The 26,511-nt window shown below is 57.9% G+C and carries 21 protein-coding genes and 1 other RNA gene; 20 read left to right on the forward strand and 2 right to left on the reverse strand.

Translation table 11 applies throughout. From position 1 onward, the window contains the following. Nucleotide 1: 1 nt before the first annotated feature. The 10 genes from AC3WR3_RS02950 (at nucleotide 2) to AC3WR3_RS02995 (ending at nucleotide 10,799) form a co-directional block, all read left to right on the forward strand. Complete coding sequence (locus AC3WR3_RS02950) at nucleotides 2-1,513, forward strand: CoA-acylating methylmalonate-semialdehyde dehydrogenase (protein ID WP_492291107.1); 1,512 nt, start codon at nucleotides 2-4, stop codon at nucleotides 1,511-1,513. 170 nt (nucleotides 1,514-1,683) lie between these two features. After that, nucleotides 1,684-2,841, forward strand: coding sequence for an acyl-CoA dehydrogenase family protein (locus AC3WR3_RS02955; RefSeq protein WP_202045427.1), 1,158 nt, complete (start codon nucleotides 1,684-1,686; stop codon nucleotides 2,839-2,841). Nucleotides 2,842-2,982: 141 nt separating this feature from the next. Further along, the gene (locus AC3WR3_RS02960) at nucleotides 2,983-3,780 is read left to right on the forward strand and encodes an enoyl-CoA hydratase (protein WP_111912052.1); all 798 of its coding nucleotides are present in this window, start codon (nucleotides 2,983-2,985) and stop codon (nucleotides 3,778-3,780) included. Further along, a complete protein-coding gene (locus AC3WR3_RS02965; RefSeq protein WP_492291108.1) occupies nucleotides 3,773-4,870 on the forward strand; it encodes an enoyl-CoA hydratase/isomerase family protein in 1,098 nt (365 codons plus the stop codon). The genes AC3WR3_RS02960 and AC3WR3_RS02965 overlap by 8 nt, the downstream gene beginning before the upstream one ends. Nucleotides 4,871-4,929: 59 nt before the next feature. Further along, a complete protein-coding gene (gene mmsB, locus AC3WR3_RS02970) occupies nucleotides 4,930-5,838 on the forward strand; it encodes a 3-hydroxyisobutyrate dehydrogenase (protein WP_492291109.1) in 909 nt (302 codons plus the stop codon). A 71-nt stretch (nucleotides 5,839-5,909) separates the two neighbouring features. Then, complete coding sequence (locus AC3WR3_RS02975) at nucleotides 5,910-6,671, forward strand: SDR family oxidoreductase (RefSeq protein ID WP_139439408.1); 762 nt, start codon at nucleotides 5,910-5,912, stop codon at nucleotides 6,669-6,671. Nucleotides 6,672-7,058: 387 nt separating this feature from the next. Further along, nucleotides 7,059-8,495 (forward strand): arginine-ornithine antiporter, encoded by a 1,437-nt coding sequence (gene arcD, locus AC3WR3_RS02980; RefSeq protein ID WP_492291110.1) that lies wholly within the window; start codon nucleotides 7,059-7,061, stop codon nucleotides 8,493-8,495. Nucleotides 8,496-8,587: 92 nt separating this feature from the next. Next, a complete protein-coding gene (locus AC3WR3_RS02985; protein WP_139439410.1) occupies nucleotides 8,588-9,376 on the forward strand; it encodes a sulfite exporter TauE/SafE family protein in 789 nt (262 codons plus the stop codon). Nucleotides 9,377-9,478: 102 nt separating this feature from the next. After that, an RNA gene (gene ffs / locus AC3WR3_RS02990) (signal recognition particle sRNA small type) lies at nucleotides 9,479-9,575 on the forward strand. An 84-nt stretch (nucleotides 9,576-9,659) separates the two neighbouring features. After that, nucleotides 9,660-10,799, forward strand: a complete 1,140-nt coding sequence (locus AC3WR3_RS02995) for a tyrosine-type recombinase/integrase (RefSeq protein ID WP_492291111.1) — start codon at nucleotides 9,660-9,662, stop codon at nucleotides 10,797-10,799. 196 nt (nucleotides 10,800-10,995) lie between these two features. Here the strand turns inward: AC3WR3_RS02995 and AC3WR3_RS03000 are convergent, their stop codons facing one another. After that, entirely contained in the window at nucleotides 10,996-13,647 is a 2,652-nt protein-coding gene (locus AC3WR3_RS03000; protein ID WP_492291112.1) for a phage/plasmid primase, P4 family, read from the reverse strand. A 440-nt stretch (nucleotides 13,648-14,087) separates the two neighbouring features. On the opposite strand from AC3WR3_RS03000, the gene AC3WR3_RS03005 reads away from it, so the two are divergent. Genes AC3WR3_RS03005 through AC3WR3_RS03020 form a run of 4 tightly spaced genes read left to right on the forward strand, consistent with a single transcriptional unit; the run spans nucleotide 14,088 to nucleotide 22,137 of the window. Beyond that, nucleotides 14,088-16,763 (forward strand): type I restriction-modification system subunit M, encoded by a 2,676-nt coding sequence (locus AC3WR3_RS03005; RefSeq protein WP_492291113.1) that lies wholly within the window; start codon nucleotides 14,088-14,090, stop codon nucleotides 16,761-16,763. After that, a complete protein-coding gene (locus tag AC3WR3_RS03010) occupies nucleotides 16,756-18,051 on the forward strand; it encodes a restriction endonuclease subunit S (protein ID WP_492291114.1) in 1,296 nt (431 codons plus the stop codon). Before AC3WR3_RS03005 ends, AC3WR3_RS03010 begins: the two co-directional genes overlap by 8 nt. A 58-nt stretch (nucleotides 18,052-18,109) precedes the next feature. Continuing rightward, nucleotides 18,110-21,454 (forward strand): type I restriction endonuclease subunit R, encoded by a 3,345-nt coding sequence (locus AC3WR3_RS03015; RefSeq protein ID WP_492291115.1) that lies wholly within the window; start codon nucleotides 18,110-18,112, stop codon nucleotides 21,452-21,454. Next, entirely contained in the window at nucleotides 21,454-22,137 is a 684-nt protein-coding gene (locus AC3WR3_RS03020; RefSeq protein WP_492291116.1) for a M48 family metallopeptidase, read from the forward strand. The genes AC3WR3_RS03015 and AC3WR3_RS03020 overlap by 1 nt, the downstream gene beginning before the upstream one ends. 217 nt (nucleotides 22,138-22,354) lie before the next feature. Here AC3WR3_RS03020 and AC3WR3_RS03025 read toward each other — a convergent pair whose 3' ends face one another. Continuing rightward, nucleotides 22,355-22,732, reverse strand: a complete 378-nt coding sequence (locus AC3WR3_RS03025) for a hypothetical protein (protein WP_216962389.1) — start codon at nucleotides 22,730-22,732, stop codon at nucleotides 22,355-22,357. A gap of 261 nt (nucleotides 22,733-22,993) precedes the next feature. On the opposite strand from AC3WR3_RS03025, the gene radC reads away from it, so the two are divergent. The 6 genes from radC to AC3WR3_RS03055 all read left to right on the forward strand — a co-directional run bounded on the left by radC (nucleotide 22,994) and on the right by AC3WR3_RS03055 (nucleotide 26,490). Next, nucleotides 22,994-23,461: a RadC family protein gene (gene radC / locus AC3WR3_RS03030; RefSeq protein ID WP_241872312.1), complete on the forward strand. Its 468-nt coding sequence runs from the start codon at nucleotides 22,994-22,996 to the stop codon at nucleotides 23,459-23,461. Next, nucleotides 23,458-23,826, forward strand: coding sequence for a DUF2787 family protein (locus tag AC3WR3_RS03035; RefSeq protein WP_492291117.1), 369 nt, complete (start codon nucleotides 23,458-23,460; stop codon nucleotides 23,824-23,826). The genes radC and AC3WR3_RS03035 overlap by 4 nt, the downstream gene beginning before the upstream one ends. Before the next feature lie 17 nt (nucleotides 23,827-23,843). Next, the gene (locus AC3WR3_RS03040) at nucleotides 23,844-23,972 is read left to right on the forward strand and encodes a hypothetical protein (RefSeq protein ID WP_254902196.1); all 129 of its coding nucleotides are present in this window, start codon (nucleotides 23,844-23,846) and stop codon (nucleotides 23,970-23,972) included. Then, a complete protein-coding gene (locus tag AC3WR3_RS03045; RefSeq protein WP_005345168.1) occupies nucleotides 23,969-24,112 on the forward strand; it encodes a hypothetical protein in 144 nt (47 codons plus the stop codon). Before AC3WR3_RS03040 ends, AC3WR3_RS03045 begins: the two co-directional genes overlap by 4 nt. 240 nt (nucleotides 24,113-24,352) lie before the next feature. Continuing rightward, nucleotides 24,353-24,898, forward strand: a complete 546-nt coding sequence (locus AC3WR3_RS03050) for a recombinase family protein (protein ID WP_201035114.1) — start codon at nucleotides 24,353-24,355, stop codon at nucleotides 24,896-24,898. Between the two features lie 143 nt (nucleotides 24,899-25,041). Continuing rightward, on the forward strand, nucleotides 25,042-26,490 hold the full coding sequence (locus tag AC3WR3_RS03055) for a hypothetical protein (RefSeq protein WP_492291118.1): 1,449 nt from the start codon (nucleotides 25,042-25,044) through the stop codon (nucleotides 26,488-26,490). Nucleotides 26,491-26,511 lie beyond the last annotated feature (21 nt).

The following is a 26,511-nucleotide window of genomic DNA, read 5'->3' on the forward strand; positions in this document are numbered from 1 at the left end:
CATGAACCAACACCACACCCAGTACGGGGATCTGCCGCTCTATATTGGCGGCGAGGCGTACCCTTCCGCGAGCGAGGCCTGGATCGAGGTGACCAACCCGGCGGATCAGAGCCTGCTGGCGCGGGTGCCGAAAGCCACTGCCGGGGAAGTAGAGCTGGCGGTGCGCCGCGCTCACGACGCCTACCTGCTGTGGCGGGAGGTGCCGGCCCCCGAGCGGGCCAGGGTCATGTTCAACTACCAGCATCTGCTCAAAACCCATCACGACGAGCTGGCGACCCTGCTGGCCCAGGAGACGGGCAAGAACCTGGCGGACGCCAGGGGAGATGTGTGGCGCGGCATCGAGGTGGTGGAGCAGGCCTGCGGCGTCGCCAGTCAGACCATGGGGGAGACCATGGGCAACGTAGCGCGCCGGGTGGATGGTCACTCCTGGGTGCAGCCGCTGGGGGTCTGCGTCGGCATCACGCCGTTCAACTTCCCCGCCATGATACCGCTCTGGATGTTCCCCCTGGCGGTGGCCTGCGGCAACGGCTTCGTGCTCAAACCCTCGGAGCAGGATCCCCTGACTCCCATGCGGCTGGCCGAGCTGTTCACCGAGGCGGGGGCGCCAGCGGGCATCCTCAGCGTGGTGCACGGGGGCGCCGAGCAGGTGGATGCGCTGCTCGCCCACCCGGACGTGAAGGCGGTGAGCTTCGTGGGCTCGGCTCGGGTCGGGGCCCACGTCTATCGCACCGCCACCGACCACCTCAAGCGCGCCCAGTGTTTCGTGGGCGCCAAGAACCACATGGTGATCATGCCGGACGCCAACAAGGCGCAGGTGCTGAGCAACCTGGTGGGGGCCGGGGTGGGGGCCGCCGGCCAGCGCTGCATGGCCATCAGCGTGGCGGTCTTCGTGGGGAGCGCGAGGGAGTGGATCCCGGAGCTCGCCGCCGAGTTTGCCAGGGTCAAGCCGGGTGTCTGGCATGATCCAGAGGCCGCCTATGGCCCCCTTATCAGCCCTGAGGCGAAAGTCAGGGTAGAGGGGCTGATTGAAGCAGGCATGGCCGAGGGTGCCCAGTGCTTGCTGGACGGGCGTTTTTGCGACGTGCCCGGTTACCCGGTGGGCAACTGGGTGGGGCCGACCCTGTTTCGCGGCGTGACCCCCGAGATGCGTATCTACAAGGAGGAGATCTTCGGCCCCGTGCTGGCCTGCCTGGAGGTGGAGAGCCTGGACGAGGCGCTCGCCCTCATCAACGACAACCCCTATGGCAACGGCACCTCCATCTTCACCGGTTGCGGCGCCGCGGCCCGCAAGTTCCGCCACGAGGTGGCGGTGGGGCAGGTGGGGATCAACGTGCCCATTCCGGTGCCGCTGCCGTTCTTCTCCTTCACCGGCTGGCGTGGCTCCTTCTACGGGGATCTGCACGCCTACGGCAAGCAGGCGGTGCGTTTCTACACCGAGACCAAGACGGTGACCGAGCGCTGGTTCGACGAGGACATACCGACCGGACCCAACATGACTATTCACCTGCGTTGAGCAATGGCCGTTGGGCCGAGGGCATTCCCATCGGCGTCAACCACGACCATCCACCTGCGGTGAGCAATGGCCGATGGGCCGAGGGCACGCCCGCCGACGCCCACCACGGCTGTCCTGCATCTAAGGGTGGATCTGCGACAAGCAATCGAGATAACGAGGAAGCGAACAAGATGGACTTTACCCTGACCGAATCCCAACGGGCCTGTGTCGACTCGGCCGGTGCCTTCGCCGATCTGGCGCTCAAGCCCCATGCCGCCCGCTGGGACAGGGAGCACGAGTTCCCCGTCCCCACCATCAAGCAGGCGGCGGCGCTGGGTCTGTGCGGCCTCTACACCCCGGAGCAATATGACGGCCTGGGGTTGAGCCGGCTCGACGCCAGCCTCATCTTCGAGCGCCTGGCCATGGGCTGCACCTCCACCACGGCCTACCTGACCATACACAACATGGTGAGCTGGATGCTGGGCAGCTGGCTGCCGAGTGAGGTGGCCGCAGAGTGGGTACCCAGGCTTAGCTGCGGCGAGCTGCTCGGCTCCTACTGCCTCACCGAGCCGGGGGCGGGATCGGATGCCGCCGCCCTCAAGACCCGTGCGGTGCGCGATGGCGACGATTACCTCATCGAGGGCAGCAAGGTGTTCATCTCGGGGGCGGGCAGCACTCAGGTGCTGGTGGTGATGGCCCGCACCGGGGGGGAGGGGGCCAAGGGGATATCTGCCTTTATGGTGCCCGCCGATACGCCGGGTGTGAGCTATGGCAAGGCGGAGGAGAAGATGGGCTGGAACAGCCAGCCGACCCGGGAGGTGAATTTCAGCGCCGTGCGCATTCCCGCCCGCTACCGGCTGGGGGAGGAGGGAGAAGGGTTCAGGTTCGCCATGCAGGCGCTGGATGGGGGGCGCATCAATATTGCCAGCTGTTCGCTGGGCACTGCCCAGCAGGCGCTGGACGACGCCCTGGCCCATGTGCAGCAGCGCCAGCAATTTGGACACCCGATCAGCGAATTCCAGAGCGTGCAGTTCCGCCTCGCCGACATGGCCACCGAACTCGCCGCCGCCCGCCTGCTGGTGCGTCAGGCCGCCGCCAAGCTCGACGGCGGCAGCCCGGACAAGAGCGCCTGGTGCGCCATGGCCAAGCGCTTTGCCACCGACGTGGGTTATCGTGTCTGCGATGAGGCCCTGCAACTCTTTGGTGGCTATGGTTATATCCGCGAGTATCCGCTTGAGCGCTATCTGCGCGACACCCGAGTGCACCGCATTCTGGAGGGCACGAACGAAGTGATGCGGCTCATCATCGCCCGCCGCCTGCTGGGGGATCCCGGCCTGTCGCTGGAGTAGGGGAGGCGGCTGCCGTCCTCCGACTGCTGCCGGGGCGGGCTGACAGGCGCCGCGCCCTCGTCAGGCTTTGTGAGCCAGCCGAATTTCGGCTCCATTCAACCCTGTCATCATGGCGGCAGGTTTAATGACAAGGACAGTGCAATGACAAGGATCAGGCTCGAATATCACGGTCACGTGGCCTACATCACGCTCGACCACCCCCCCGCCAACACCTGGACTCTGGCCAGCCTGCAGGCTTTCTTGCAGATGATGGTGGAGCTCGACAGCCGCCCCGACGTGGTGGCCCTGGTGATCCGCGGGGCGGGGGACAAGTTCTTCTGCGCCGGCGCCGATCTCAAGATGTTTGCCGACGGCAACCCGGAGCACGCCCGCGAGGTGGCAGAGGCCTTCGGTCGCGCCTTCGAGGCGCTGGCCCGCTTCCACGGGGTCAGCATAGCCGCCATCAATGGCTTTGCCATGGGAGGGGGACTCGAGGTGGCGCTGGCCTGCGACATTCGCATCGCCGAGCAGCAGGCGCTGCTGGGGCTGCCGGAGGCCTCGGTGGGTTTGCTGCCCTGCGCCGGCGGTACCCAGCGCCTCACCGAACTGGTGGGGCCGGGCTGGGCCAAGCGGATGATCCTCTGCGGCGAGAAGGTGAGCGCCACCCTGGCCTACGAGATGGGGCTGGTGGAGGAGGTGGTGACCGAAGGGCACGCCTGGACGGCGGCGCAGCAGATGGCGCAGCGGGTGGAGCGCCAGAGCCCCAGCGCCCTGCGCGCCTGCAAGCAGCTCATCAATCAGGGGCGCAGCGGCCACAGGGACGCGGCCCTGCCGCTGGAGCGCAGCCTGTTCCTGGCCCTGTTTGACGATGCCAACCAGCGCGAGGGGGTGGCCGCCTTCCTCGAGAAGCGTGCCCCGCGCTGGCGCTATGACAAGAGCGCGGGAGAGTCCCATGACTGAGCCCGTGCGTCTGGCAACCCATCCCACGGCGGACGGGCACCTCATCGGCCTCCTGACCCTGGACAGCCCCGCCTCCCTCAATGCCCTGAGCCTTGAGATGATCCAGCGCCTGCAAGAGGCGCTCACGGCGTGGGAGCAGGATCCTGCCATCGTCTGCGTGCTGCTGCAGGGGGCCGGCGAGAAGGCCTTCTGCGCCGGCGGCGACATTCGCTCCTTCTATTACCGCCGGCAGGAGGAGAGCGAGCAGGCGCTCTTTGCCTATGCCCGCGACTTTTTTGAGCAGGAGTACAGGCTAGATCACCATATCCACAGCTACAGCAAGCCGCTCGTCTGCGTGGCGGACGGCATCTGCATGGGGGGCGGTATCGGCCTCTTCGCCGGCGCCGATTTTCGGGTGGTGACCGAGAAGAGCCTGTTCGCCATGCCGGAGGTGACCATAGGCCTCTACCCGGACGTGGGGGCCAGCTGGTTCTTGAGCCGCATGCCCGGGCGGCTCGGGCTCTGGCTTGGGCTCACCGGTGCCCGTTTCAACGGCGCCGATGCCCTGGGGCTGGGGCTCGCGGATCACGCCATGACGAGCCGCGAGCGGGCCGAACTGCCGGCACGGCTCGCCGCCCTCGACTGGGCCGCTAAGGGGGATCCGCGCGAGCAGATAGATACGTTACTGGGCGGGCTGCACGCCGAGGCCCGCGAGCAGTTGCCGGCCCCCGTGATCCTGCCTCATCAGGCGAGGATCCATGCCCTGCTGGCCGGGCGCACCCTGCAAGGGGTGCTGGACAGGCTGGACAGGAGCGAGCTGGACGAGCCCGACCTGGCCCGGGCCCGCGACACCTGCCGCGCCGGCAGCCCCATCAGCCGCGCCATCCTCTGGCGCCAGTACTGGCAGGCGCGCCGCCAGTCCCTGGCCGAGGTGTTTGCCGACGAGCTGGCGCTCTCGGTCAACTGCGTGCTCAAGGGGGACTTCGTGGAAGGGGTGCGGGCCCTGCTCATCGACAAGGACAGGTCCCCCCGCTGGCAGCCGCCCCGGCCCGGTACCGACTGGCTTGAGGATTTCTATCGCTGGCCCGAGGGGACAAATCCCCTGGCCTAGCGCTGCCAAGGGGCGCGCCGGACGAGGGGCCGGATAACGAACGGAGCAAGGAGCAAAGCATGACAAGGATTGGATTTATCGGGCTCGGCAACATGGGAGGGCCCATGGCCGCGAACCTCGCCAGGGCGGGCCATGCAGTGCAGGTCTTTGATCTGGTGCCCGAGAGCCTGGAGCGGGCGATCAAGGCCGGTTGCATCGTCGCCGGGGATGCCCGCGAGGCGGTCACCGGCTGCGATCTGGCCATCAGCATGCTGCCGGCCGGCGAGCATGTGCGCGGGCTCTGGCTGTCGGAGGGGGGTGGCCAGGATCTGCTGGGGGCCTTGCCGGCGGGGGCCCTGGTGATCGACTGCTCCACCATAGACGTGGCCTCGGCCCGCGCCGTGGGGGCGGCGGCGAAGGCGCGGGGCATCCGCTTCCTCGATGCCCCCGTCTCCGGCGGGGTGGCAGGCGCGGCGGCGGGCACCCTCACCTTTATCGTCGGTGGCGAGAGCAGCGACTTCGAGGCGGCCAAGCCGGTGCTCGCCTGCATGGGGCAGAACCTGTTCCACGCCGGGGCGCTCGGGGCGGGGCAGATCGCCAAGATGTGCAACAACATGCTGCTCGCCATCCACATGGCGGGCACCGCAGAAGCCCTGGCACTCGGGGTCAAGGAGGGGCTGGATCCGGCCGTGCTCTCTACCATCATGGGCAAGAGCTCGGGCAACAACTGGAGCCTGGAGCGCTACAACCCCTGGCCCGGGGTGATGGAGAACGCCCCGGCGTCGCGCGGGTATGAGGGGGGCTTCATGACCCGATTGATGGTCAAAGATCTGGGGCTCGCCATGGCGCTCGCCGAGCACGCCCACAGCGCCGTGCCCATGGGGGCGCTGGCCCGCAACCTCTTCAACCTGCATGCGGCGAAGGGGCAGGGGGCCAAGGATTTCTCCAGCATTCTCGAGCTCTATCGGGACAACACAGATCCGGGGTAAGGGCCGCTATCCGCCTTCTTACCCGATAGTCTTTTACTCGACAGTCACCGGCCATTTCATCAGGAGCATTCATGGACATTCATAACAGAGTCATTGCCATTACCGGGGCCGGGCGTGGGCTTGGCCGCGCCATCGCCCTGCGTCTGGCCAGTCAGGGGGCCGTGCTGGCCCTGGTCGACGTCAACCGCGCCGATCTGGAGGTGACCGAGGCGGAAGTGCGCAGCCGGGATGGTCGCTGCGCCCTGTTCGTCTGCAACGTGGCGAGCGAGCCCGAGGTGGAGGCGACCTTCGCCGCCATCGAGGAGCAATTGGGCGCCTTGCATGGCCTGGTCAACTGCGCCGGCATATTGCGGGACGGCATGCTCATCAAGGTCAAAGAGGGGGCGCTTGTGGAGAAGATGAGCCTGGCCCAGTGGCAGGCTGTCATCGATGTCAACCTCACCGGCACCTTCCTCTGCGGCCGCGAGGGGGCGGCCTTGATGGCGAAAGGGGGGCAGGGGGGCGTCATCATCAACATCTCCTCCATCGCCCGCGCCGGCAATATCGGCCAGAGCAACTATGCCGCCAGCAAGGCGGGGGTCGCCTCCCTGGTGGTGACCTGGGGGCGGGAGCTGGCCCGCCACGGCATCCGGGTGATGGGCATAGCCCCCGGCGTCTTTGCCACCGACATGACGGCGGCCATGAAACCCGAAGCCATGGCCCGGATGCAGCAGGCCATTCCGGTCGGCGCCCTGGGGCAGGGGGAGCAACTGGCCCAGACGGTGCAATTCATCCTCGCCAACGACTACCTGTCCGGCCGGATCATCGATCTCGACGGCGGTCTGCGACTCTGACCCCGGCGGCGATCCGCCCATGCCCCTTGCCACAGGCACAGGGGCATTTTTATGGCCGTTTAAACCAAAAGACCTGCCTGACGCCCAGCGCGGCCCGTTGCATGGGCATGCAGGGCTTCTTTGAAAAACAGGGCTGACATCATGGAAAAACGTGAAAGATCAACGGGTCTTTCTGAATTTGAACCAGCTCACAGGCCGGGGGAGTGAGTGCTGTAGAATTGCGCGCGGTCAAGGCGGTGCATGATTGGCACTGCGAAGGATTGCGGTCGGAATAGTCATGCAATATAGTTGCCGCCTTTTTCACGGGGTACGGATTTATCGCCCCTCCCATGTCGCGCGCTGTATGAATACGGATGCTCAGCCGCCGCTTAATAAAACAGGTTTGAGATGGACAAGAAACTAGGGCTCGGCGCCCTCATTTCGCTGGTGATCGGCTCCATGGTCGGTGCCGGGGTCTTCAGTCTGCCACAAAACATCGCAGCGCACGCCAGCGCCGGGGCCGTCGCCCTGGGGTGGGCCATCACCGGGATCGGCATGATCTGCCTCGCCCTGGTCTACCAGAACCTCTCCATGCGTCGCCCGGATCTCGACGGGGGCATCTTCAGTTACGCCAAGGCCGGTTTCGGTGATTTCGTCGGCTTCAACGCCGCCTGGGGCTACTGGCTCTGCCAGCTGCTGGCCAACGTCTCCTACTCCATCGTGGTGTTCAGCGCCCTGAGCTACTTCTTCGACACCCCGGACAGGGTCATCTTCGGCGACGGCAACACCCCGGTCGCCATCACCCTCGCGTCCCTGCTCATCTGGTCGGTACACGCCCTGGTGCTGCGCGGCATCCAGGTGGCGGCCCTGGTGAACATAGTCACCACCATCGCCAAGATGGTGCCCCTCATCGTCTTCTGCGTCGCCGTCCTGCTCGCCTTCAACATGGAGACCTTCACCCTGGACATCTGGGGGCAGGGCAACACCGAGCTGGGCTCGGTGATGGATCAGGTCAAATCCACCATGAAGGTGACGCTCTGGGTCTTCATCGGTATCGAGGGGGCCGTGGTGGTCTCCGCCCGTGCCCGTCACCGCAAGGATGTGGGCCGTGCCACCGTACTGGCGCTGCTCGGCGCGCTGGCGCTCTACGTCATGGTGACCCTGTTCTCCCTCGGCGTCATGAACCAGCCGCAGCTGGCGGCCCTGAAGAACCCCTCTACCGCCATGATCCTGGAAGCCGTGGTCGGCCCCTGGGGCGCCTGGCTCATCAACATCGGTCTGGTGATCTCCGTGATGGGGGCCCTGCTGAGCTGGACCGTGCTGGCGGCAGAAGTACCCTACATCGCGGGCAAGACAGGGGTCTTCCCGGCCTGGTTTGCCAAGGAGAACAAGAACGGCTCCCCCCAGGTGTCGCTCTGGTGCTCCACCTGCCTGGTGCAGGCTTTCCTCATCATCATCTACTTCCAGAGCAGCACCTACCTGGCGCTGGTCAACATCGCCACCTCGGCGGCCCTGGTGCCTTACGTCTTCTCCGGCGCCTATGGCCTCAAGCTGGCGCTGCAGGGCACCACCTACGAGCACCAGCCCCATCAGCGCAAGCGTGATCTGCTGCTGGCCCTAGTGGCCACCGTCTACGGCTGCTGGCTGGTCTATGCCGCCGGGGTGGAGTACCTGCTGCTGGTGGCGCTGCTCTACAGCCCGGGGATCTTCATCTACTGGAAGGCGCGCCAGCACCATGGCCTGCGCAGCCTCAACCGGCTGGAGCGGGGGATGACGGCGGCACTGCTCGGTTGCGCCGTGCTGGCCTTCTACAAGGTGATGGACGGTACCATTCCCCTGCATTAATCGGCACAATAACGAGATGGCGCAACGCCATCTCTTTTTTTATGGGCAATGGCGGTCAAGTTGACCGCCATTTAGCTATATAAGGAATTTTTATGCTGTTTGTGGGTTATCTGGTGTTGGGAGCCTTCGCGGGCATGCTGGCGGGACTGTTCGGGATCGGCGGCGGGCTCATCATAGTGCCTGTGCTGGTGCTGAGCTTTCATGCCCAGGGGGTGGCCCCGGAGATCATTACCCATCTCGCCCTCGGTACTTCACTGCCCACCATGATCTTCACCGGCTTCAGCTCCCTGCGGGCCCACCAGGAGGCGGGAGCGGTTGACTGGGTGATGATACGGCGCCTGGGGGCCGGCATGCTCATCGGCGCCTGGCTCGGCGGCCTGACCGCCAGCCAGCTCAGCGCCAGCACCCTCAACATCATCATCGGCTGCTTCGCCTGGACCATGGCGCTGCAGATGGGGCTCAACCTCAAGCCCAAGGCGGAGCGCCACATGCCAGGGCCGGTCGGCACCGGCATCGCGGGCACCATCATCGGCTGGCTCTCGGCGCTGTTTGGGATAGGAGGGGGCTCCATGACGGTGCCTTATCTCAGCTGGAACTCGGTGCCCATGCGTAACGCCGTGGCGGCCTCCGCCGCCTGCAGCATGCCCATCGCCCTGGCGGGCAGCCTGAGCTACCTCTATGCCGGCTGGGGTCACGCCGATCTGCCCGAGTGGAGTGTCGGCTACATCTATCTGCCGGCCCTGCTCGGCATAGTGCTGACCAGCACCCAGTTTGCCCGTGTCGGCGCCAGGCTGGCCCATCGCCTCTCCCCCAAACGGCTCAAGCAGGCGTTCGCCCTGCTGATGCTGCTGGTGGGCGCCAAATTCATGCTGTTTAGCTGATCCATTCGGCAGATTGTTGAAAAATAAGGCGAACGGTTCGTCTCCTGGCAGAAAGCCATTGCATTGGCAGGCCAGTTTGCCTATTCTCCTCGCCGGTGGTCCCATTGGTCCTCTCGCATTGATAACTCGTCAACCTGGTCAGGACCGGAAGGTAGCAGCCAAGGCGGGGGACTCGAGTGCCGGGATGTGGCTGGTGGGGCCACCACTTGTTTCTGGAAATCAATAAGTTACCTTCCTAAAGCCCTTGGTCATCCACCCTGTGTGGACGACGAGGAGCTCATCGATGAATCTCTGGCTCAGTCCCCATGGCATCTGGTATTACCGGAAAGTCACCACGCTTCCCTGTGGTCGTCGTAAAGAGATCAAAAAATCCCTGCATACCCGAGACAAGCTGACGGCACGAAGCAAGGTTGCCCAGTTGCTTGCCTGTGTGCGTTCCAGAGCTCAGCCAGTCGTGCAATCCGCAAGCGAGCCAGAGAACCCTCAACCTCAGTCGCACATCAAGCCTGCTGTTCCGGCGGCCAAACCGCTTGCTCCGCTCTTGTCGGTCTTGAGTGACCGCTATCTGAAAGAGAAGGCCCTCTCCTGGGCACCGAAAGAGCTCAGCAACCAGAAGAACTACATCGGCTGCTTCATCAAGGCGCTGGGTGATAGACCGGCCGCTGACTATGGGAAAGCGGATGTGGTCAAGTTCAAGGAGGGCCTGCTGAACTCCGGCAAGAGCCCGACCACCATCAACAAGTATCTCCAGAAGCTCTCCCTGCTGTTTAACTGGCTGGCTAACCATCAGGATGGGGTCATCAACCACTTCGCCGGATTGAAGCTACAGCGAGCCAAGGAGGTGAACTCACGAAGTGGGTACACAGCGGAAGAACGTCGCAAGTTTATCGGGTGGGCTAAGCAGCAAGAGCCCCACCGTAGGTGGATTGCTCTGCTGGGTCTGTTCACCGGAGCTCGTGCCAACGAAATCTGTCAGCTCTATGCCGATGATGTGCAAAAGGTTGACGGTATATGGTGCCTGAATATTCGCAGTGGACGGCCAGACCAGAAACTCAAGACGGCCAATAGTGCTCGTCTCGTTCCTCTCCATCGGCACCTTCTCCAGAGCGGTTTCATCGAGTTTGTGAAGGGGAGGATAGGGGGACGCATCTTCCCTGAGCTTCCCCATCGACAGGACAGTTACAGCCACCTGTGGGGGCAGTGGTTTAGCCGCCATCGCCCCGTCGACAAGGACTTCCACAGCCTGCGGCATACCGTGGGGGCAGCACTCAAAGATCACGGAGTGCCATTGCAGTATGCGGCGGCGATCTTGGGTCACACCAACGGGGCGATCAGCTATGACCGATACGGTGGGGATGTCTCGCTGGAGAAGCTCAGCGAGGTGATAGAAGCGGCCCTCTCATCCTTTGCTGATGCCGGATAAAAAGAGGGATGGGTCTGCCGATCTGCTGAAATTTTGGCAGATTTAAGAACTTTTTCTACGAAGTCTCATACAGGAAAAGTTCTATAAATAGCTGAAATTTCTGCAGATTGATTGCTTGGTTTGAGCCCTTTGCTTTTGTTGGCGGGCAAAACGGGAAAATCAAAAACAGCAGAGGGGCCCGCAGGCCCCCCATTCGTCATACAGTGTAGTTCGCTCCTGTTTCCGGCTGCTCCCTACGGACTGAGACCGTCATGTCAGCCATCTCGCTATCGAGCAGGGTCAACCCGATGATGGTGTCCTTGCTGTTATAGCGGGGGATCAGATAGCCCTTTTCTAGCAGCTTCTTCTTGAGGGCCAGCTTCTTCATGGCCCATTCACCGTTCTGCTGTGCCCATCGGCTGTAGACCGCGTAGACCTCGCTCATGGGCACTTTGGCCCCTGCTCTGGCCTGGGTGCACTCTTCAAGGAAGCAGCCAACCATATCTGACTCGGCACGGTAGGTCTCGACATCCTGCTTGAGACGAGCAGGAATCGATGCCTTGAGCCTCTGCTCTTGCCACATCTGGCAGCCCTGGATGGCCCAGTTCAGAATGCCGGGCATCTCGGCCCGCAGCTTCTCCATCAGCATTGGGTCCAGCTGTTCCTTCGTGAAGGAGGCATTGAAGGGCAGCATCAGCATCCGACGCCACATGCCATTGCTGGTATCGCGGATCTCGGGCTTGTGGTTGCCCACCATCACCAGAGAGAAGGATGGGCGGAACTCCATCTCCTTCTTGGCGTAGGGAGCACGGGCGACAATTACGTCATCCCCCGTCATGGCCTTCACCAAGTTCTCATCCATACGGGCCCCCTCTGGCAGCTCGTTGGCGACCACCAGACGTGCATCCACCAGCTTGGTCAGTGATGGATTCGGACCGGTATTGCCGTTGCGGTTGAACAGCAAGACGTTACTGTTGATCTGCCGGCTGAACTCTCCCAGCAACTGCTGAATGACCGACATGAAGGTACTCTTGCCGTTGCAGCCGCCCCCGTGGAGGAAGAACAGGAGCTGTTCGTCGGTACGGCCGGTGATCCAGTAGCCCACACAACGTTGCAGGAAGGCAGCGTACTTGGCATTACCACAGCAGATCTCGTCGATGAACTGCTCCCATCGTGGGCAGGTGGCGGTCGGGTCATAGGCCACTGGGCTATGGTGAGTCATCATGAATGCCCGTCTCGGTGCCAACAGGCGACCCGACTTCAGGTCGATGACACCATTGGCCGTGCCCAACAGCATCGGATTGGCGTTCAGCTCGTGCAGTCTTGCCGTCATCATCGGCTTGGCCAGTTCCAACATGTTCTGAATACCAGCCCGGTTAAGGCTGCTAGAACCGTGTCTGAGCACTGTATAGGCCCAAGACAGCTCTTCTTTCTTGCATGCTTGCTTGATCAATGCTTGCCCGATTTCCTGGATCTCTTTGCCCACGGTTTGAGCAAGGATCATGGGCGTCAAGTCATTCTGGGTCCAGTGCGTACCATCGAAGTGGATGAAGCCACCTAACTCAGGGACGAACTTCAGGTTATGCCCGTGCATCTGCACGAACCGTTCGGCGTTGGCCGAATCGTTGAGCTCGTTTTCAAAGATGGCAGTACGTGGATTGACCTTGACGACTTCCGGCTGCTGATCATCGTCCTGAACGGCTTCGGCTTCGGCTTCGGCTTCGGCTTCGGCTTCGGCTTCGGCCACAGGCTCAACCAGAGTGAATGTCGCCACCAGCTCGGTCAGAGGCAAGGGGTTGTCGCCATGCAGGTATTCGTCGATGTCCTTGACGCTATCTGGCAGCTTGACCTGAGTCAGCTTGAGGCCCAACCGAGCCACCTTTGAGCGGTACTTTTCGCCCGCCTCATCGGTGTCGAAGAAGGTCACGACGTCACGTTCAGTCAGCTCACGCTTCAGCCAATCCAATTGGGTCTGTGACAGCGTGCCAATAGTCGCGAGTACAGGGCCCGGCCAACCGGCATCCACCAGCGACAGGCGGTCATTTTCCCCCTCCACCAAGGCGACAGGGCCGGGGGCTTTCAGGCTCTCTTCTCCGTAGAACAGCACCCCGTTAAGCCAACAGGCGCTTGGCAGTTGGTACTGGTGCTGCTTGTTCGGGTCCTTGAAGGTGAAGCGACTGACTTGTCCGTTGCGGTCGAAGTGCGGGAACACATAGACACCGCTCGGGAAGAAGTCACGAAGCAGATCAGGGGCATCGTTGCGAAGCTTGACCAGACCGGAGGCCAGTCGCTCCTCTTGGCTGAATCCTGCATCCTTCAGCACCTTGTTCAGGCCACCGGAGAAGCCGATATCCAGCCCCACCAGCACCTCCTCTGAGTGGCCACGCAGCTCCATCAACTCCTCTACATCCAGGCGAGCTTGGTAGTGACGAGCGGCGAGATTGAAGAGCTCTTGCAGACGAGCAGGTGGGGCCGTGTAGATCGGCTGCTCCAGCTTCACCACTTTGCGAACGGTCGGGGTGACTGCCAGTTCTCCCAGCAGGAGCAGACGAGCAGCATCAGATGCCTTATCGGCTTGACCGCACTTGACGATCAGATCGAACACGTCGCCTCTTTCCTCGCAACTGAAGCAGTGGAAGCTATTGTCGTCAGGGTAGAGGGTAAAGCAGTCGTTATGACCGCACAGTGGGCAACTGGCATCATCCAGTCGATAGGTGTTGGAGCCGACTTTCTTGACGTCTTGCCCGGTCAGGGCCGAGGTGACATCCATAATGGGGAACTGCTCTTTGATGGCAGCAAAGTCGATAGTCAGGGAGTGGCCAGCATCGGCCAGGGCAAACTCAAGGTCAACTTGTTGTGTTTGAGACATGGTGTCTCTCCTTCGATGACCGCAGCTGGAACTAAAATTAGGATGAGTGTGTTCCAAGCGGCGGTAATCAGGTCGGGTAATTGGCGCCCCCCGAGGGCTTATGGCGTGAGCCAAGGTGCGATGTGCGGGGGCGTCTGCCCGCCGACAACCCCGACTATACGGATCGGCAGAAGCAATACAACCCCTCTTTTTTCCTCCCCAAGGTCCTATTTCGCGTTTTCGTTGTGAACAACGCAAAAACGGCTATTCATGAAATATTCTAATGATTGCTGAGTTGTGTGAGAGGTCTGGTCATACACTTCCAACCAAGGAATCAACTATCTCGGCAGATTCGATTTTCCTCAATCCCATCATCGTGGTAGGTTAACGCCAATTTCTGCAGTCACCGCCAGTCAGGCCACTTTGGTGCCGCCTGATGTTGGCTTATGGATCCCCGTATCATGGCTAAACTTACTCTCTCCAAACTCTCCCGCGAGCTGTTCAAGGCTTGCGACATTCTGCGTGGCAAGATGGATGCCTCCGAGTACAAGGAGTACATCTTCGGGATTCTGTTCCTTAAACGGATGTCCGACCAATTCGACAAGGATTACGCTGATAAGGCGAAGCAGCTCAAGGCTGACGGGCTCGACGATGAAGACATCCAGGAGCTGTTAAGCGATGCCGATCTGTTTGACTTCTTTGTACCCAAAGCTGCCCACTGGAGTAGCCTCAAGCACCTGAAGGATAACGTCGGTTCGGGTCTTAACAAGGCGTTGGCGGCATTGGAGGAAGAGAACACCAGCAAAGGATTGGAAGGGGTTCTTAAGCACATCAACTTTAACCGTAAGGTTGGTAAAACACCGATCCCCGATGCCCGGCTGATCGAGTTTATCCAGCACTTTGACCAGATCCCGCTTTCCAACGATGACTTCGAATTTCCCGATTTGCTGGGGGCCGCTTACGAATACCTGATCAAATATTTTGCTGACAGTGCGGGCAAGAAAGGAGGGGAGTTCTATACCCCGGCTGAAGTGGTTCGTTTGTTGGTTGAGATCCTGGAGCCTCAGGAGAAGATGGAAATCTATGACCCCACCTGCGGGTCGGGTGGCATGTTGATCCAGAGCCGCAACTATGTGCAGGAGTCGGGTGGTAATGTCCGCGATCTGCACCTGTTTGGCCAAGAAGATAACGGCGGCACCTGGTCTATCTGCAAAATGAACATGATCCTGCATGGTTCAGGCGGTGCCAATATCGAGAATGGCGATACCCTTGCCAACCCTCTGCATCTGACCGAAGCCGGTGAAGTGCGGACCTTTGATCGGGTGATCGCCAACCCACCGTTCTCCCAGAATTACAAAAAGGCAGATATGAAGCTCAAGAGCCGCTTCGATGTCTTTATGCCGGATGGGGGAAAAAAGGCTGATCTGATGTTCGTTCAGCATATGGTTGCATCGCTGAAGGCCAACGGCAAAATGGCGGTGGTGATGCCCCATGGAGTATTGTTCCGGGGAGCTGAAGAGCGTGCTTGTCGCAAGCACTTCGTCGAGAAAGGCATCTTGGAGGCTGTTATTGGCCTGCCAGCAGGGCTGTTCTATGGCACAGGTATTCCGGCTTGCGTATTGGTATTCAATAAATCTGGGGCAGAAGAGCGGGACTCTGTGCTCTTTATCAATGCCGATAGGGAGTACCGTGAAGGGAAGGCTCAGAACAGCTTACGACCAGAAGATATTGAAAAGATCACCCGTGTTTATCGCTCCTTGCTGGCGAACCCGGCTGATCCAGATATCGATGGGTATGCCAAGCGAGTTAGCGTAACCAAGCTGGCTCAAGAAGACTTCAACTTCAATATCCGCCGCTATGTCGACAATAGCCCAGCTCCTGAGCCTCAAGATGTGAGGGCCCATCTTAACGGTGGCATTCCGGCCGATGAGATCGCCGCACAAGCCAGCACGTGGCAGGACTATCCTGGTTTGAAGCAGAGTCTGTTTGTTCCAAGGGCTAACTGCGATCGTTATCTCGATTTTGTCGAACAGTTTGAGCAGTTGTCTGGTATCAAACCTCATATCGAGAAGTTCCCAGCGGTGCTGGAGAAACATTCGCAATTTCAGCAGGCGCTGGATAGTTGGTGGCAAAGCGAATTGCCTGCTTTTGCTGCTCTCGGAGATAACAAGTTAGGCGATAGCGGGGTCTTCTCGCTGCGTCGAAACGCCTTGAACACTATCGAGCAGCATCTGCTGCCGGTCAATTTGCTTGATACCTACAAGGTGCGGGGAGCGTTGGCTGACTGGTTCAAATCGTTGTCAGCCGATCTCAAGTCGGTGGCAGCCAGCGGCTGGAACGCCGAGTTGATCCCGGATGAGGTGCTGTTTGCCAGCCAGTGCAGCGATATCATCAAAGATTTGGCCGATAAGCAGACCCGTATCAACGAGCTGCAAGCCTGCTTCGATGCCGCTGAAGAGGAAGAGTACGAGCCTTCCGACGACAACCCGGTACTCCCCGCTGCCTATGCCAGCCAACTGAAAGAGGAACTGAAAGAGCGTAAAGCCTTGGTGGCGACCTGTGTGCAGCAATTGAAGTATCAGATCAAGGATGCTTTTACCGAGGTTAAGCTTGCTGCGGCAGTGCCCAAGGGCTGCAAAGCCAGTGATTATCAGCAGGGGCTGACTGCCAAGGAACAGAACTTTGCGGTCTCTTCGCAGATCTTGGCGCTGGCGGCAGAACATGGTCTGACCCTGAGCAACCAGACGCTGATCTCGCGTATCGCTACTCAAGGCGAGCAGGCCGTGCATCGGGTGACCGAGATCGAACAGGTGTTGGCTGCCGATAAAGCGGCGGAGAGTGAACTCAAGACACTCAAGGCGGAGATTAAGGAGACCGAACTGCGACGAGATCAACTGCTGCAGGCAGCTCGCCAGTCTATTACTCCTGACGAGGCTAAGAGCCTTATCATGGCTCGCTTTAAGAACGAATTGGATTCCAACTATCAGGGCTATGTGCGTGCCCTGCTGTTGGGGCGGATTGCCGCCATTGAAAATCTGCATCGCAAATATCAGGTGACGGCCAAGGCTATCACTGACCAGCGTAACAAGGCTGCTCAACAATTGGCTGACTACCTAAAGGAGCTGGGGTATGAGTGATATGCATGAAATTTCTCTTAGATCATTCTTTTCTCATTCTATTACCGGTGAATGGGGCTCGGAACCGATAGGTAATAAGGATGTTACTGTCTTCAGAGCTGCCGATTTTACCAAGGATTGCAAACTAAGGCGTGATGGTGGCGTACTTCGAGCAATACCGCCGAGTAAGCTTAACGCTCGTCGCCTTGAAAACAACGACATTCTCATAGAGAAGTCTGGCGGCAGCCCAGACCAACCTGTTGGTAGGGCCGTGATGTTTGAGCCTCAAGATGAAGAACAGGTGGCGGTTTGCTCAAATTTTATTCAAAGGATGGTCGTAAAGGAATGCTATGAACCATTATTTGTTTACTATTTGTTGCTGTTCCTATACGAACAGAACGCAACACTTCCATATCAGCAGCAAACCACAGGAATTATAAACCTGAAGCTAGATGAGTATCTCGAGCTTCAGGTAAAAACCTATCTGGAGCGTTCTGTACAGACCCAAATTGCTTCTATTTTGAAGAGCGTGGACCAGCAAATAGCCTTAACTCTGTCTCAAATAGAGAAGATGACTCTTCTCAAAAAGGGCATGATGGCAGATCTGTTTAGCCGTGGGATTGATCCAACCACTGGTCATCTTCGCCCAAGTTTTCATGATGCACCGGAATTTTACTATCACACTCCATTGGGGCCAGCTCCCAAGGGGTGGGAGTATGGCTTACTCAAAAGGTTTGTTCGGGCAGCAGAGTATGGTATCTCGACAAGTTTGAACGAAGATGTGACAGGTATCCCCGTGCTTCGTATGAATAACATACAAAACAATCGCTTTGATGTAACTGACTTAAAGTACACAAAAGATCCTGATGCATATCGCTTGAGGCTCAAAAAAGGCGATGTACTCTACAATCGAACCAATTCAATGGAGCATGTAGGGAAAACCGCTGTATGGCGAGAAGAGCTGGATGAGTGCTCATTCGCATCGTATTTGGTTCGCCTTAACTTGCATGAAGACCTGCTAAAACCTGAATACTTTGCACATTGGATGAGCCAAGAGTCTTCTCAGAATGCACTTCGAGCCTTCGCCACACCAGCGGTTCAACAAGTGAATATCAACCCGACAAATTTGCAGCGTGTGGAAATCTGCTGCCCCAGTGATCCGCACGAACAAGATCTGATAGTTGAACGGATTGATGCTCTGGATGACAACATCGCGGCTGAATCAGCGAACCTAATAAAGCTTCAGGATCAAAAAGCTGGCTTGATGCGAGATCTGCTAACAGGAATGGTGCCAGTCGGCGCCCAGTGATAACAATAAAATAGCGATATGGGGCCGAGTTTTGGCCCCTATTTAAGGGAGAGTACGGATGTCGGAGTATCTGGAGGTTGAAAAGCCGCTGTTGGACCAGCTAGCGGCGATGGGTTGGGAAGTGCATGATCTGGGGCAGGGAGTGCCCAAAGACCCGTCCACCAGCTTTCGCTCCTCATTCCGGCAGGTGGTACTCCCCGATATCTTTAAAAAGGCGGTGGATCGCATCAACACCACCGAAGATTGCCAGCGCTGGCTGACCGATAGCCAGCTTGAGACGTTGCTCGGGGATGTCACTGATTTCGGCTCCCATAAGCTTCTGGAGGCCAACGAGACCTTCTTGCAGCGTCTTTACAAGTGGCAGCTTGACCGCAATGAAGTGACCGGTGAGGCCGACCCTGTGGTCAAGCTGATCGACTTCGATAACTGGCAGAACAACACCTTCACCGCCATTAATCAGTTTCGCATAGATACCCCTGGCCACAGCAAAGAGCATATCCGCCCCGATATCGTGTTGTTTGTCAATGGAATGCCCTTGGTTGTGATCGAGTGCAAGCTGCTGGCTGACTATTGCTCCGACCCCATGGCTGAGGGGATTAATCAGCTGCGGCGATTCGCCGATCTGCGAGAGCCTGAGCACAGCAAGTTGCGGGAAGGTGAGCCCACCCTCTTTTACACCAATCAGCTGATGATCAGCACCTATGGTGACGATTGCCGTTTCGGCAGCATTACTTCGACCGAGGAGTACTACTTCAACTGGAAGACCATCTATCCGGACGAAGAACCCTATGTAGCCCTTGAGGTTGGTCGCCATCGTCCTCAAGAACAGTTGGTGCAGGGGATGCTAAAGCCAGAGCGGCTGCTCGACATTACCCGCAGCTTTACCCTGTTTATGGATGCGGGTGGTGCCCGAGTGAAGGTGATCTGCCGCTATCAGCAGTATCGGGCAGTGCTCAAGATTATCGAGCGTATGCGGCAGGGAGAGACCGGGTTGCGACGCTCCGGGGTGGTATGGCATACCCAGGGCAGCGGCAAGAGCCTGACCATGGTGTTTCTGGTTCGTCGACTGCGTCGTTGCTCCCAGTTGAAGCGTTACAAAGTCTTGATGGTCAACGATCGCACTGATCTTGAAGAGCAGTTGACGGAAACCGCAGTGCTCACTGACGAAAAGGTGATTGAGATTAGCAGTACCGAAGAGGCCAAGAGCCAGCTCGCCAATGACAGCTCCAACCTCAATATGGTGATGATCCACAAGTTTCGGGAGCAGGATAGCCGTTTCTTGCCTGAATCGGTCAAGAAGAAGCTCGACCTTGACTATGCTGCCGCTCAAGCCAGTGGTGACGAGGACAAGATCGAAGAGGTCAGTGCCGATTATCAGGCCGAGATTGTTCGCCATCAGCCCTTTGGTGTGATCAGCAACCGCGAAGAGGTGCTGATCCTGATTGATGAAGCTCATCGTACCCAGCGTAGCGGCAAGGATAGGGCCAGCCTCTCGGATAATCTCTTTGATGCCTTCCCCAAGGCTACACGCATCGCTTTTACCGGCACGCCACTGATCGCCGAACATCATACCGCTCCGACCTGGAAGCGGTTTGGCACCAGTCAGGAACATGCTTATATCGACAAGTACAAACTGCAAGATGCGGTAGATGATGGGGCTACCCTGCAGATCCTCTACGAGGGAAAGACTGCCGACAGTGCCATCAACGATAAGTCTGGTTTCGACACAAAGTTCGAAGACCTGTTCAAAGATCGCACCGAGGCAGAACTATTGGCCATTCGCCGCAAGTACGGGGCGGAAGGGGATATCCTGGAGGCCAAGGCCCGTATCGAGGCTATCGCCAGCGATCTGGTAAAACACTACCTTCGCAATATTTTGCCATCCGGTTTCAAGGCTCAGGTTGTCTGCTCTTCCAAGTTGGCAGCTATCCGTTATCAGGAAGCCATTGACAAGGCTCTGGCCGAAGAGATTGCAGCCTACGAAAAGCAGCCGCCCTCGTCAGTAAGCCATGAGTGGTTGGCTCGACTCAAGTTCCTCAAGACTGCAGTGGTTATCTCTTCGGATGGTACTAACGAGTCGGCTGCATTTATTCAGGCTCGCAAGCAGGCTAACGAGCTCAATGCGGTTGAGAGTTTCAAGAAAAAATTTGACGAGGCCAATCCCAATACGGGTGTCGCGTTCCTGATCGTTTGTGACATGCTACTTACCGGCTTCGATGCCCCCATCGAGCAGGTGATGTACCTGGACAAAAAGTTGCGGGAACACAACCTGTTGCAAACTATTGCGAGGGTAAACCGAACCGCCAAGGAGAAGACTCGTGGCTACATCGTCGATTACATCGGTTTGGCCCATCATCTGCACGAAGCTCTCGCTATGTACTCACAGGATGATCGAAACGATATCCTGAACAGTTTGCAGAGTATCGACAGTGAACTGCCGGTACTTGAGAGCCGTTATCGCCGCTTGCTACAACTTTTTACCGATGCTGATGTTCAACAAATTGAAGCCATGGTGATGCAAAAGCTGGGGTCAGATGCACATTATCAGGTGCAGTTGAATGCTATCGAAGTGTTGGAAGACCCCAGACGGCGGGACAGTTTCAACGTGTTCCTGAAAAAGTTTTTGCAGAGTATGGATATCGTCATGCCAAGCGCTCTGGCCAATCCATACAAGATCCCCATGTACCAGTTTGTCCACATTCAGGCGAAGGCGAAGGAGCGTTATAAAGACGAGACCATGAGCTTTAGCGGGGTGGGCGAGAAGATCCGCAAGCTGATAGACGAACACCTGATCAGCCTGGGCATCAACCCCAAGATCAAGCCGATGGAGCTGTTTAGCGACAGCTTTATGACCCAGAATGCCAAAGAGCCTGACTTGAAGGCTCAAGCCAGCGAGATGGAACATGCCATCCGTAAGCACTGTAAGGTAAATGCGGAAGATGACCCGGTTTTCTTCAAAAAGATGAGCGAGAAGCTGGAGGAGATCATCAAGAAGCACGCTGGCAACTGGGAGCAGATGATGCTTGAGCTGGCTGCTTTGCGTAAAGATGTGCTGGCGGGACGAGGCCCCGATGCCAAAGTCGAGGACCCCTTCTTTGATTTGATAGTCAGTATCGCCTTTACGGGTGGCAATTTGGCTGAGTATGTGGAGCAGGTGAAAGCATGCCTCGACAAGATCATGGAACTGCTGAATGAAAATATCGGCAATCTGGATTTTTGGGAAAGGGCCGATCTGGTATCGGACCTGAAAGGGCAAATCAAGAAAGAGCTGTTTCTCAGCAGAGTACCGCAACTGAAGGCTCAACGGGAACAACTGGCGGTTGAGGTTGTTGCTCTGGCTCGTCGTCGTAGTGCCGAGGTGTTGGGCATGAGCCATATAGCTGACAGTAGTGAGTCGATTTGATGCTCTCTTACAAAGACATTCAGTACCGGCTCAAGCAGAGCAAACGCAAGACGACCAGCATCTTTATTGAGCGAGACGGCAGCGTGTCAGTGTTGGCTCCAGAAGGATATGGTGCCGAAAAAATCGAGCAGATCCTGGAGCAGAAGCGTAGCTGGATTTATCGTAATCTGGCCGAGTGGGAAGACCTTAACCGAACTCATGTCGAGCGTCAGTTTGTCAGTGGTGAAGGGTTCCCCTATCTAGGCAGCAACTATCGCCTCAAGCTGGTGGATGATCAGCAGGAAGACCTGATCCTCAAGAATGGTTACTTCTTGATGAGGCGTGACAGAGCTGATCGGGGAATGGAGCTGTTCAAACACTTCTATCGCAATAAGGGATTGTCCAGGGTAACAAAGCGAGTGACCTATTATGCCCCCAAACTTGGAGTAGACTACCGGACAGTCAGAGTGATGGAGCTGCAGCATCACTGGGCTTCCTGTTCGACCAAGGGGGATCTGAATTTCCACTGGCGTTGCCTGATGGCACCTCTGTCTGTGCTGGATTACATCGTTGTGCATGAATTGGCCCATCGGCTCCACCGCAACCATAACGCTGCATTCTGGGATGCTGTCGATAAGGTGCTGCCGGATTACCAGAAGCAAGTCTCCTGGCTGAAACACAATGGGGCAGGGATGACGCTTTAGATGCGCCTATCGCCCGGAAAAGGGGATACACAGAGCCATAGGGGGCGATTCAGAACAGCCATTCTGCTGAAATTTTGGCATTTTTAAGAACTTTTTCTACGAGATTTCAAACAGAAAAAGTTCTATAAACAAATGAAATTTCAGCAGATTGAACATCCGACATGGCCCTTTTTCCTTTGATGGCGGGCAAAAGGGCCAGATCCAAAATCAGCAGATATTAGCTTTGCGGATTTCGCAGTGGGCGCCATACGTATCCTGATAGCTCTTTGGCATTTGCCGGGGGCAGAGTATGCAGATCATCTGCTTCGAAACCGAAAAGATTCATCATCTCTGACAGGGAGTGACAGAGGTACTCGCCATCAGCTCGGCTGAAGGTGCCGTCATAGCGCTGGATGAAGTTCGGGGTGAAGCTCTCACCTGTTGTGCAGACTGGTTGTGTCTGTATCTTGAAGTCTTCTGACTCACCTTCTGTAATCTTGACGGCGTACCCGAGCAATGGGTAACGCTCAAGGGTCGTTTCTCCGTTGTCATTTGGTTCGACAATGATGTAACCGTACTCACTGGGCTGAGCGGGGATAAAATGAGTAGTTGCCACTGGTGTTCTCCTTCACACAAAACGAGACGATATTGCTAAAAATTGGTCTCAAGTGAGTTTTAACCCCTCTTTTTTGACCACGAGTGGAAACATATCGCGTCATAAAAGGGAAAACCGTGAAATCCGTCTAAAAATTTCTAAGAGGGCTCATAGGTGAACGTGGGCCCCTGCACCCCTTATACCGGTTCCGTTCGGGTTCAATAACAACCAAATCCCCTGGCATAAGTAACTCGTGTACCCAAACGACGCGAGGTTACTGTTATGTCACAACACTATGATGATCACCCCGGACAGGGCGATCACATCATCAATCAGGCATTGGCCATTCTGGAGAGCCGACAGCGGCATCTGGGCCACGCCTTCACTCAGCCCAAAGCAGCAGCAGACTTCCTGCGGCTCAAGATGGGGGAGTACGAGCGGGAAGTGTTTGCCGTCATGCTGCTCGACAATCAACACCGACTGCTCGATTACCAGGAGCTGTTCTTCGGCACCATCAATGCGGGCACCGTTCACCCCCGTGAGGTGGTCAAGGCGGCTCTCAGCAGAAACGCCGCAGCGGTCATTCTGGCCCACAACCACCCCTCCGGTATGATCGACCCCTCGGATGCCGACAAGGCTGTTACCGCTCGTCTCAAGGATTTGCTTGAGATGGTAGACGTGCGAGTGCTCGACCACTTTGTGGTGGGACGGCACGACATCGTTTCGTTTGCCGAGCGGGGGCTGCTATGACTCCATTCAAACCGCTACAGGCTCTGTTCGCGAAGATCATCGGCAGCTACCCCGATGCCACCGCCCTGACCCTCAACTTCCGCAGTCCCGATTATTCCGCCGACACAGGTGGTTACCGTCCGGTCGAAATCCGTCTGGAAAAACGGGCTGGTAGCTGGGGGATGGCCTACGTCACCGAGTTCACTTACCTCGGTGGTGAGCTGGTCAAGGATCTCGATTTTGACTTCAACGCCGGGCTGACCTCACAGCTCTGTTGTGGAGAGCGGCCGCTGGCCATCACCATGGACCTCTACCGGCTTTGGGAGAGGAACTTTCTCGACTATCACCGGATGGAGGTCTACCGCCTGAAGATAACCCCTGAGTAATCGCTATGAATGACTTCATGAAAACCTTGCTGCTGGACGCCTTGAAGGCAGCCCTGACGGCGTTCGCGTCTGTAATCGTCAACGCGATGATGGCCCGCTACATGCCGCCACACTTCTACAACATGAACGAAGAGGACTACCCATGAACAAAATGATCCTGACCTCGGTGACTCTGGTTGCCATTGCAGGGGGAACCCTGATGATCCGCCTCATCGCCCGTGACAAGGCTCATGCCGAGGAGCTGGCCAAGGTATTGCGGATGCCGGGCGGGGCGACGCGTCATTGAGATCCCCCCGTCGGCACCCTGCATGACCAATAGATAGAGCAGCCAGAGCATCTGGTTGACTACCCCTGCGGGCCCTCCATCACGGAGCGGCCCGCTTTCATTTGTATCACTGGCAGAGGTCAATAGACCAAGCCCGTGTGACGCGAGCGAAAGTGCCACTTTTTGCCGGTCATATGGGTTCCTTTCGACCTTCTGACCGGTCGCGTCAGTGTACCTTGCCCTATTGACCAGGAGGAGACCATGGCACTGGTGGGATATGCACGTGTCAGCACGGTGGGGCAGAGCCTGGATGCCCAGCTTCAGGCACTGGCCGAGTGCAGCAAGATATTCCAGGAAAAAGTGAGCGGGGCCAAGGATGACCGCCCGCAGCTCTCGTTGATGCTGGATTTTGTGCGTGAGGGAGACGTGGTGATGGTGACCAAGCTGGATCGCTTGGCTCGCAACACCCGCCACCTGTTGGAGATCTCGGAGTACCTGCACGCTAAGCGGGTCTCTCTGAGGATTTTGAATCTAGGGATCGACACCTCGACCCCGACAGGCAAGCTGATGCTGACCATGATCGGGGCCATCGCCACGTTCGAGCGGGAGCTGATGCTGGAGCGACAGGCTGAAGGGATTGAGCTGGCTAGACGGCGTGGGGTCTACAAGGGCCGCAAGCCGACAGCCATGGCGAAGGGGGATGAGGTGCAGGCACTGGCAGCAAGAGGACTCGCCAAGGCCGAAATTGCACGTCGGACGGGGATCAGTCTCTCCAGCGTGCAGCGGATCTTGCGTGGTGGGGGATAAATTCAATGAAATCATGATTATAGAAAGAAAAATGTTCATGAAATCGGTATCAATCACATAAATCAACTCCCAGACTCTTTAGTATCCCGCTTTTGTGTGGGCTATCGAGTCGCGTTGAATCAATAGAGAACAAGGAGAAACTGATGACAGTTCGTTCGTTAATTAGTGTAGGGGTAAGTCTGGCTCTGGTAGCTTGTGGTGGCGGTGGGGGAGGCGATGGTGGGTCCGATACCCAACCCGTCGCCAAGACTGCTATTCAGGGCAAGGCTATCGACGGCTATGTGCAGGGTGCAACTGCCTATCTGGACTTGAACTTCAACCGTCAGTTGGATGACGGGGAGCCCAATGCAGTGACTTCTGACACTGGTGATTATCGTCTGGAGCTAACTGAGGCTCAGCAGGAATGTGCCCAGTACGTGCCCTTGGTGGTCGATGTGCCGGTGGGGGCTGTGGATTTGGATCTCGGGCCCGTCGAGCAGGCTTACCAGATGGTGTTGCCACCGAAGTTTAAGCCGATCACGAAAGATGATTTCTATCATGTGACCCCGCTTACCACGGCCCTGTGGAGTTCGGTCGAGAAGGAGTTGGCGGTTGGTGGGGCTCTGACCTGCCAGAGTGTGATGGCCGATCAGCAGAAGCGCGAACAGCTGATAAATTCACTGGAACAAGCGATGGATCGGGTGGTGTATCACTACAACATTCCCGAGCAGAAGATCTACGAGGATTTCATCGCTACGGGGGATAGTGAAACATCGACCAAGGCCCAGGAGATAGTCCGTGGTCTGCAGAAATCGTTCAGTGCCAGCGAAGAACTAAAGCGTGCTCATCCTGATGCGTTCTATGCCTACGTGGATTACCACCAGGGGGACTATAGAGACCACGATAATGCCTATCCGCAGGCTTGGTATCGTGATCAGGGGATCTATTGGGTCAACAAGAGTCGGACTGAACTGGTCAAGGTCAGTGATGACTTCAGTCAAGATATCAAAACCATCATCTATGGCGAGAAGGTCAGTGTCACGGGCAATGGTTATCGCTATAGCAACAGCTACGAGTTTGAGTCTCGTGGTGGGGATGATGCTCCCTACACTTGTGACATCAAGGAGACCGTTTCAACGACAGTGGATGGGAAGAAGTATGAGCTGGTGAACCTCGCTAACGGAGAGGCTCAGGTCTTTGCCGACTGCGTCCCTGAGGACTTGGCCGGGGCGATCACCCATCGCTATGCGACGGTCGGTTATAAGGATGCCGAAGCCGACTACAGCAGCCAGTTTGTCTATTTCCTTGGTGGTTCTAACAGCTTCCCCTTCCTGAACGATTGGATAGGGATGGCGGATGATCATGCAACCCGCAACATGAGCGAACTGGTCGCTGCTTTTGAGCAACTACCTTATCGCTACGACGATAAGACCGCAGAGCCTGAAGCCGCTGGGTGGGTTAAGAACCAGACCATCACGGACAGCAGCGGCGTGACCACGAAGATTAGCTATGACGAGCAAGGTCGTTACCGCAAGTTCACGGTCTTCGCCAATGGGACGCACACAGAGGAGTGCGGTACAGATGGCGTGGCGTGGGGGACATGCAACCAGTAACAACCCAAGGAGCCCTACCGG

Source organism: Aeromonas sp. EU05-FHT14A05 (assembly GCF_058791175.1).

Bases quoted from the DNA above. Each gene is read 5' to 3' on its own strand.
- AC3WR3_RS02950 (WP_492291107.1), top strand. From the start codon at position 2: ATGAACCAACACCACACCCAGTACGGGGATCTGCCGCTCTATATTGGC.
- AC3WR3_RS02955 (WP_202045427.1), top strand. From the start codon at position 1,684: ATGGACTTTACCCTGACCGAATCCCAACGGGCCTGTGTCGACTCGGCC.
- AC3WR3_RS02960 (WP_111912052.1), top strand. From the start codon at position 2,983: ATGACAAGGATCAGGCTCGAATATCACGGTCACGTGGCCTACATCACG.
- AC3WR3_RS02965 (WP_492291108.1), top strand. From the start codon at position 3,773: ATGACTGAGCCCGTGCGTCTGGCAACCCATCCCACGGCGGACGGGCAC.
- mmsB (WP_492291109.1), top strand. From the start codon at position 4,930: ATGACAAGGATTGGATTTATCGGGCTCGGCAACATGGGAGGGCCCATG.
- AC3WR3_RS02975 (WP_139439408.1), top strand. From the start codon at position 5,910: ATGGACATTCATAACAGAGTCATTGCCATTACCGGGGCCGGGCGTGGG.
- arcD (WP_492291110.1), top strand. From the start codon at position 7,059: ATGGACAAGAAACTAGGGCTCGGCGCCCTCATTTCGCTGGTGATCGGC.
- AC3WR3_RS02985 (WP_139439410.1), top strand. From the start codon at position 8,588: ATGCTGTTTGTGGGTTATCTGGTGTTGGGAGCCTTCGCGGGCATGCTG.
- AC3WR3_RS02995 (WP_492291111.1), top strand. From the start codon at position 9,660: ATGAATCTCTGGCTCAGTCCCCATGGCATCTGGTATTACCGGAAAGTC.
- AC3WR3_RS03000 (WP_492291112.1), bottom strand. From the start codon at position 13,647: ATGTCTCAAACACAACAAGTTGACCTTGAGTTTGCCCTGGCCGATGCT.
- AC3WR3_RS03005 (WP_492291113.1), top strand. From the start codon at position 14,088: ATGGCTAAACTTACTCTCTCCAAACTCTCCCGCGAGCTGTTCAAGGCT.
- AC3WR3_RS03010 (WP_492291114.1), top strand. From the start codon at position 16,756: ATGAGTGATATGCATGAAATTTCTCTTAGATCATTCTTTTCTCATTCT.
- AC3WR3_RS03015 (WP_492291115.1), top strand. From the start codon at position 18,110: ATGTCGGAGTATCTGGAGGTTGAAAAGCCGCTGTTGGACCAGCTAGCG.
- AC3WR3_RS03020 (WP_492291116.1), top strand. From the start codon at position 21,454: ATGCTCTCTTACAAAGACATTCAGTACCGGCTCAAGCAGAGCAAACGC.
- radC (WP_241872312.1), top strand. From the start codon at position 22,994: ATGTCACAACACTATGATGATCACCCCGGACAGGGCGATCACATCATC.
- AC3WR3_RS03035 (WP_492291117.1), top strand. From the start codon at position 23,458: ATGACTCCATTCAAACCGCTACAGGCTCTGTTCGCGAAGATCATCGGC.
- AC3WR3_RS03040 (WP_254902196.1), top strand. From the start codon at position 23,844: ATGAAAACCTTGCTGCTGGACGCCTTGAAGGCAGCCCTGACGGCGTTC.
- AC3WR3_RS03045 (WP_005345168.1), top strand. From the start codon at position 23,969: ATGAACAAAATGATCCTGACCTCGGTGACTCTGGTTGCCATTGCAGGG.
- AC3WR3_RS03050 (WP_201035114.1), top strand. From the start codon at position 24,353: ATGGCACTGGTGGGATATGCACGTGTCAGCACGGTGGGGCAGAGCCTG.
- AC3WR3_RS03055 (WP_492291118.1), top strand. From the start codon at position 25,042: ATGACAGTTCGTTCGTTAATTAGTGTAGGGGTAAGTCTGGCTCTGGTA.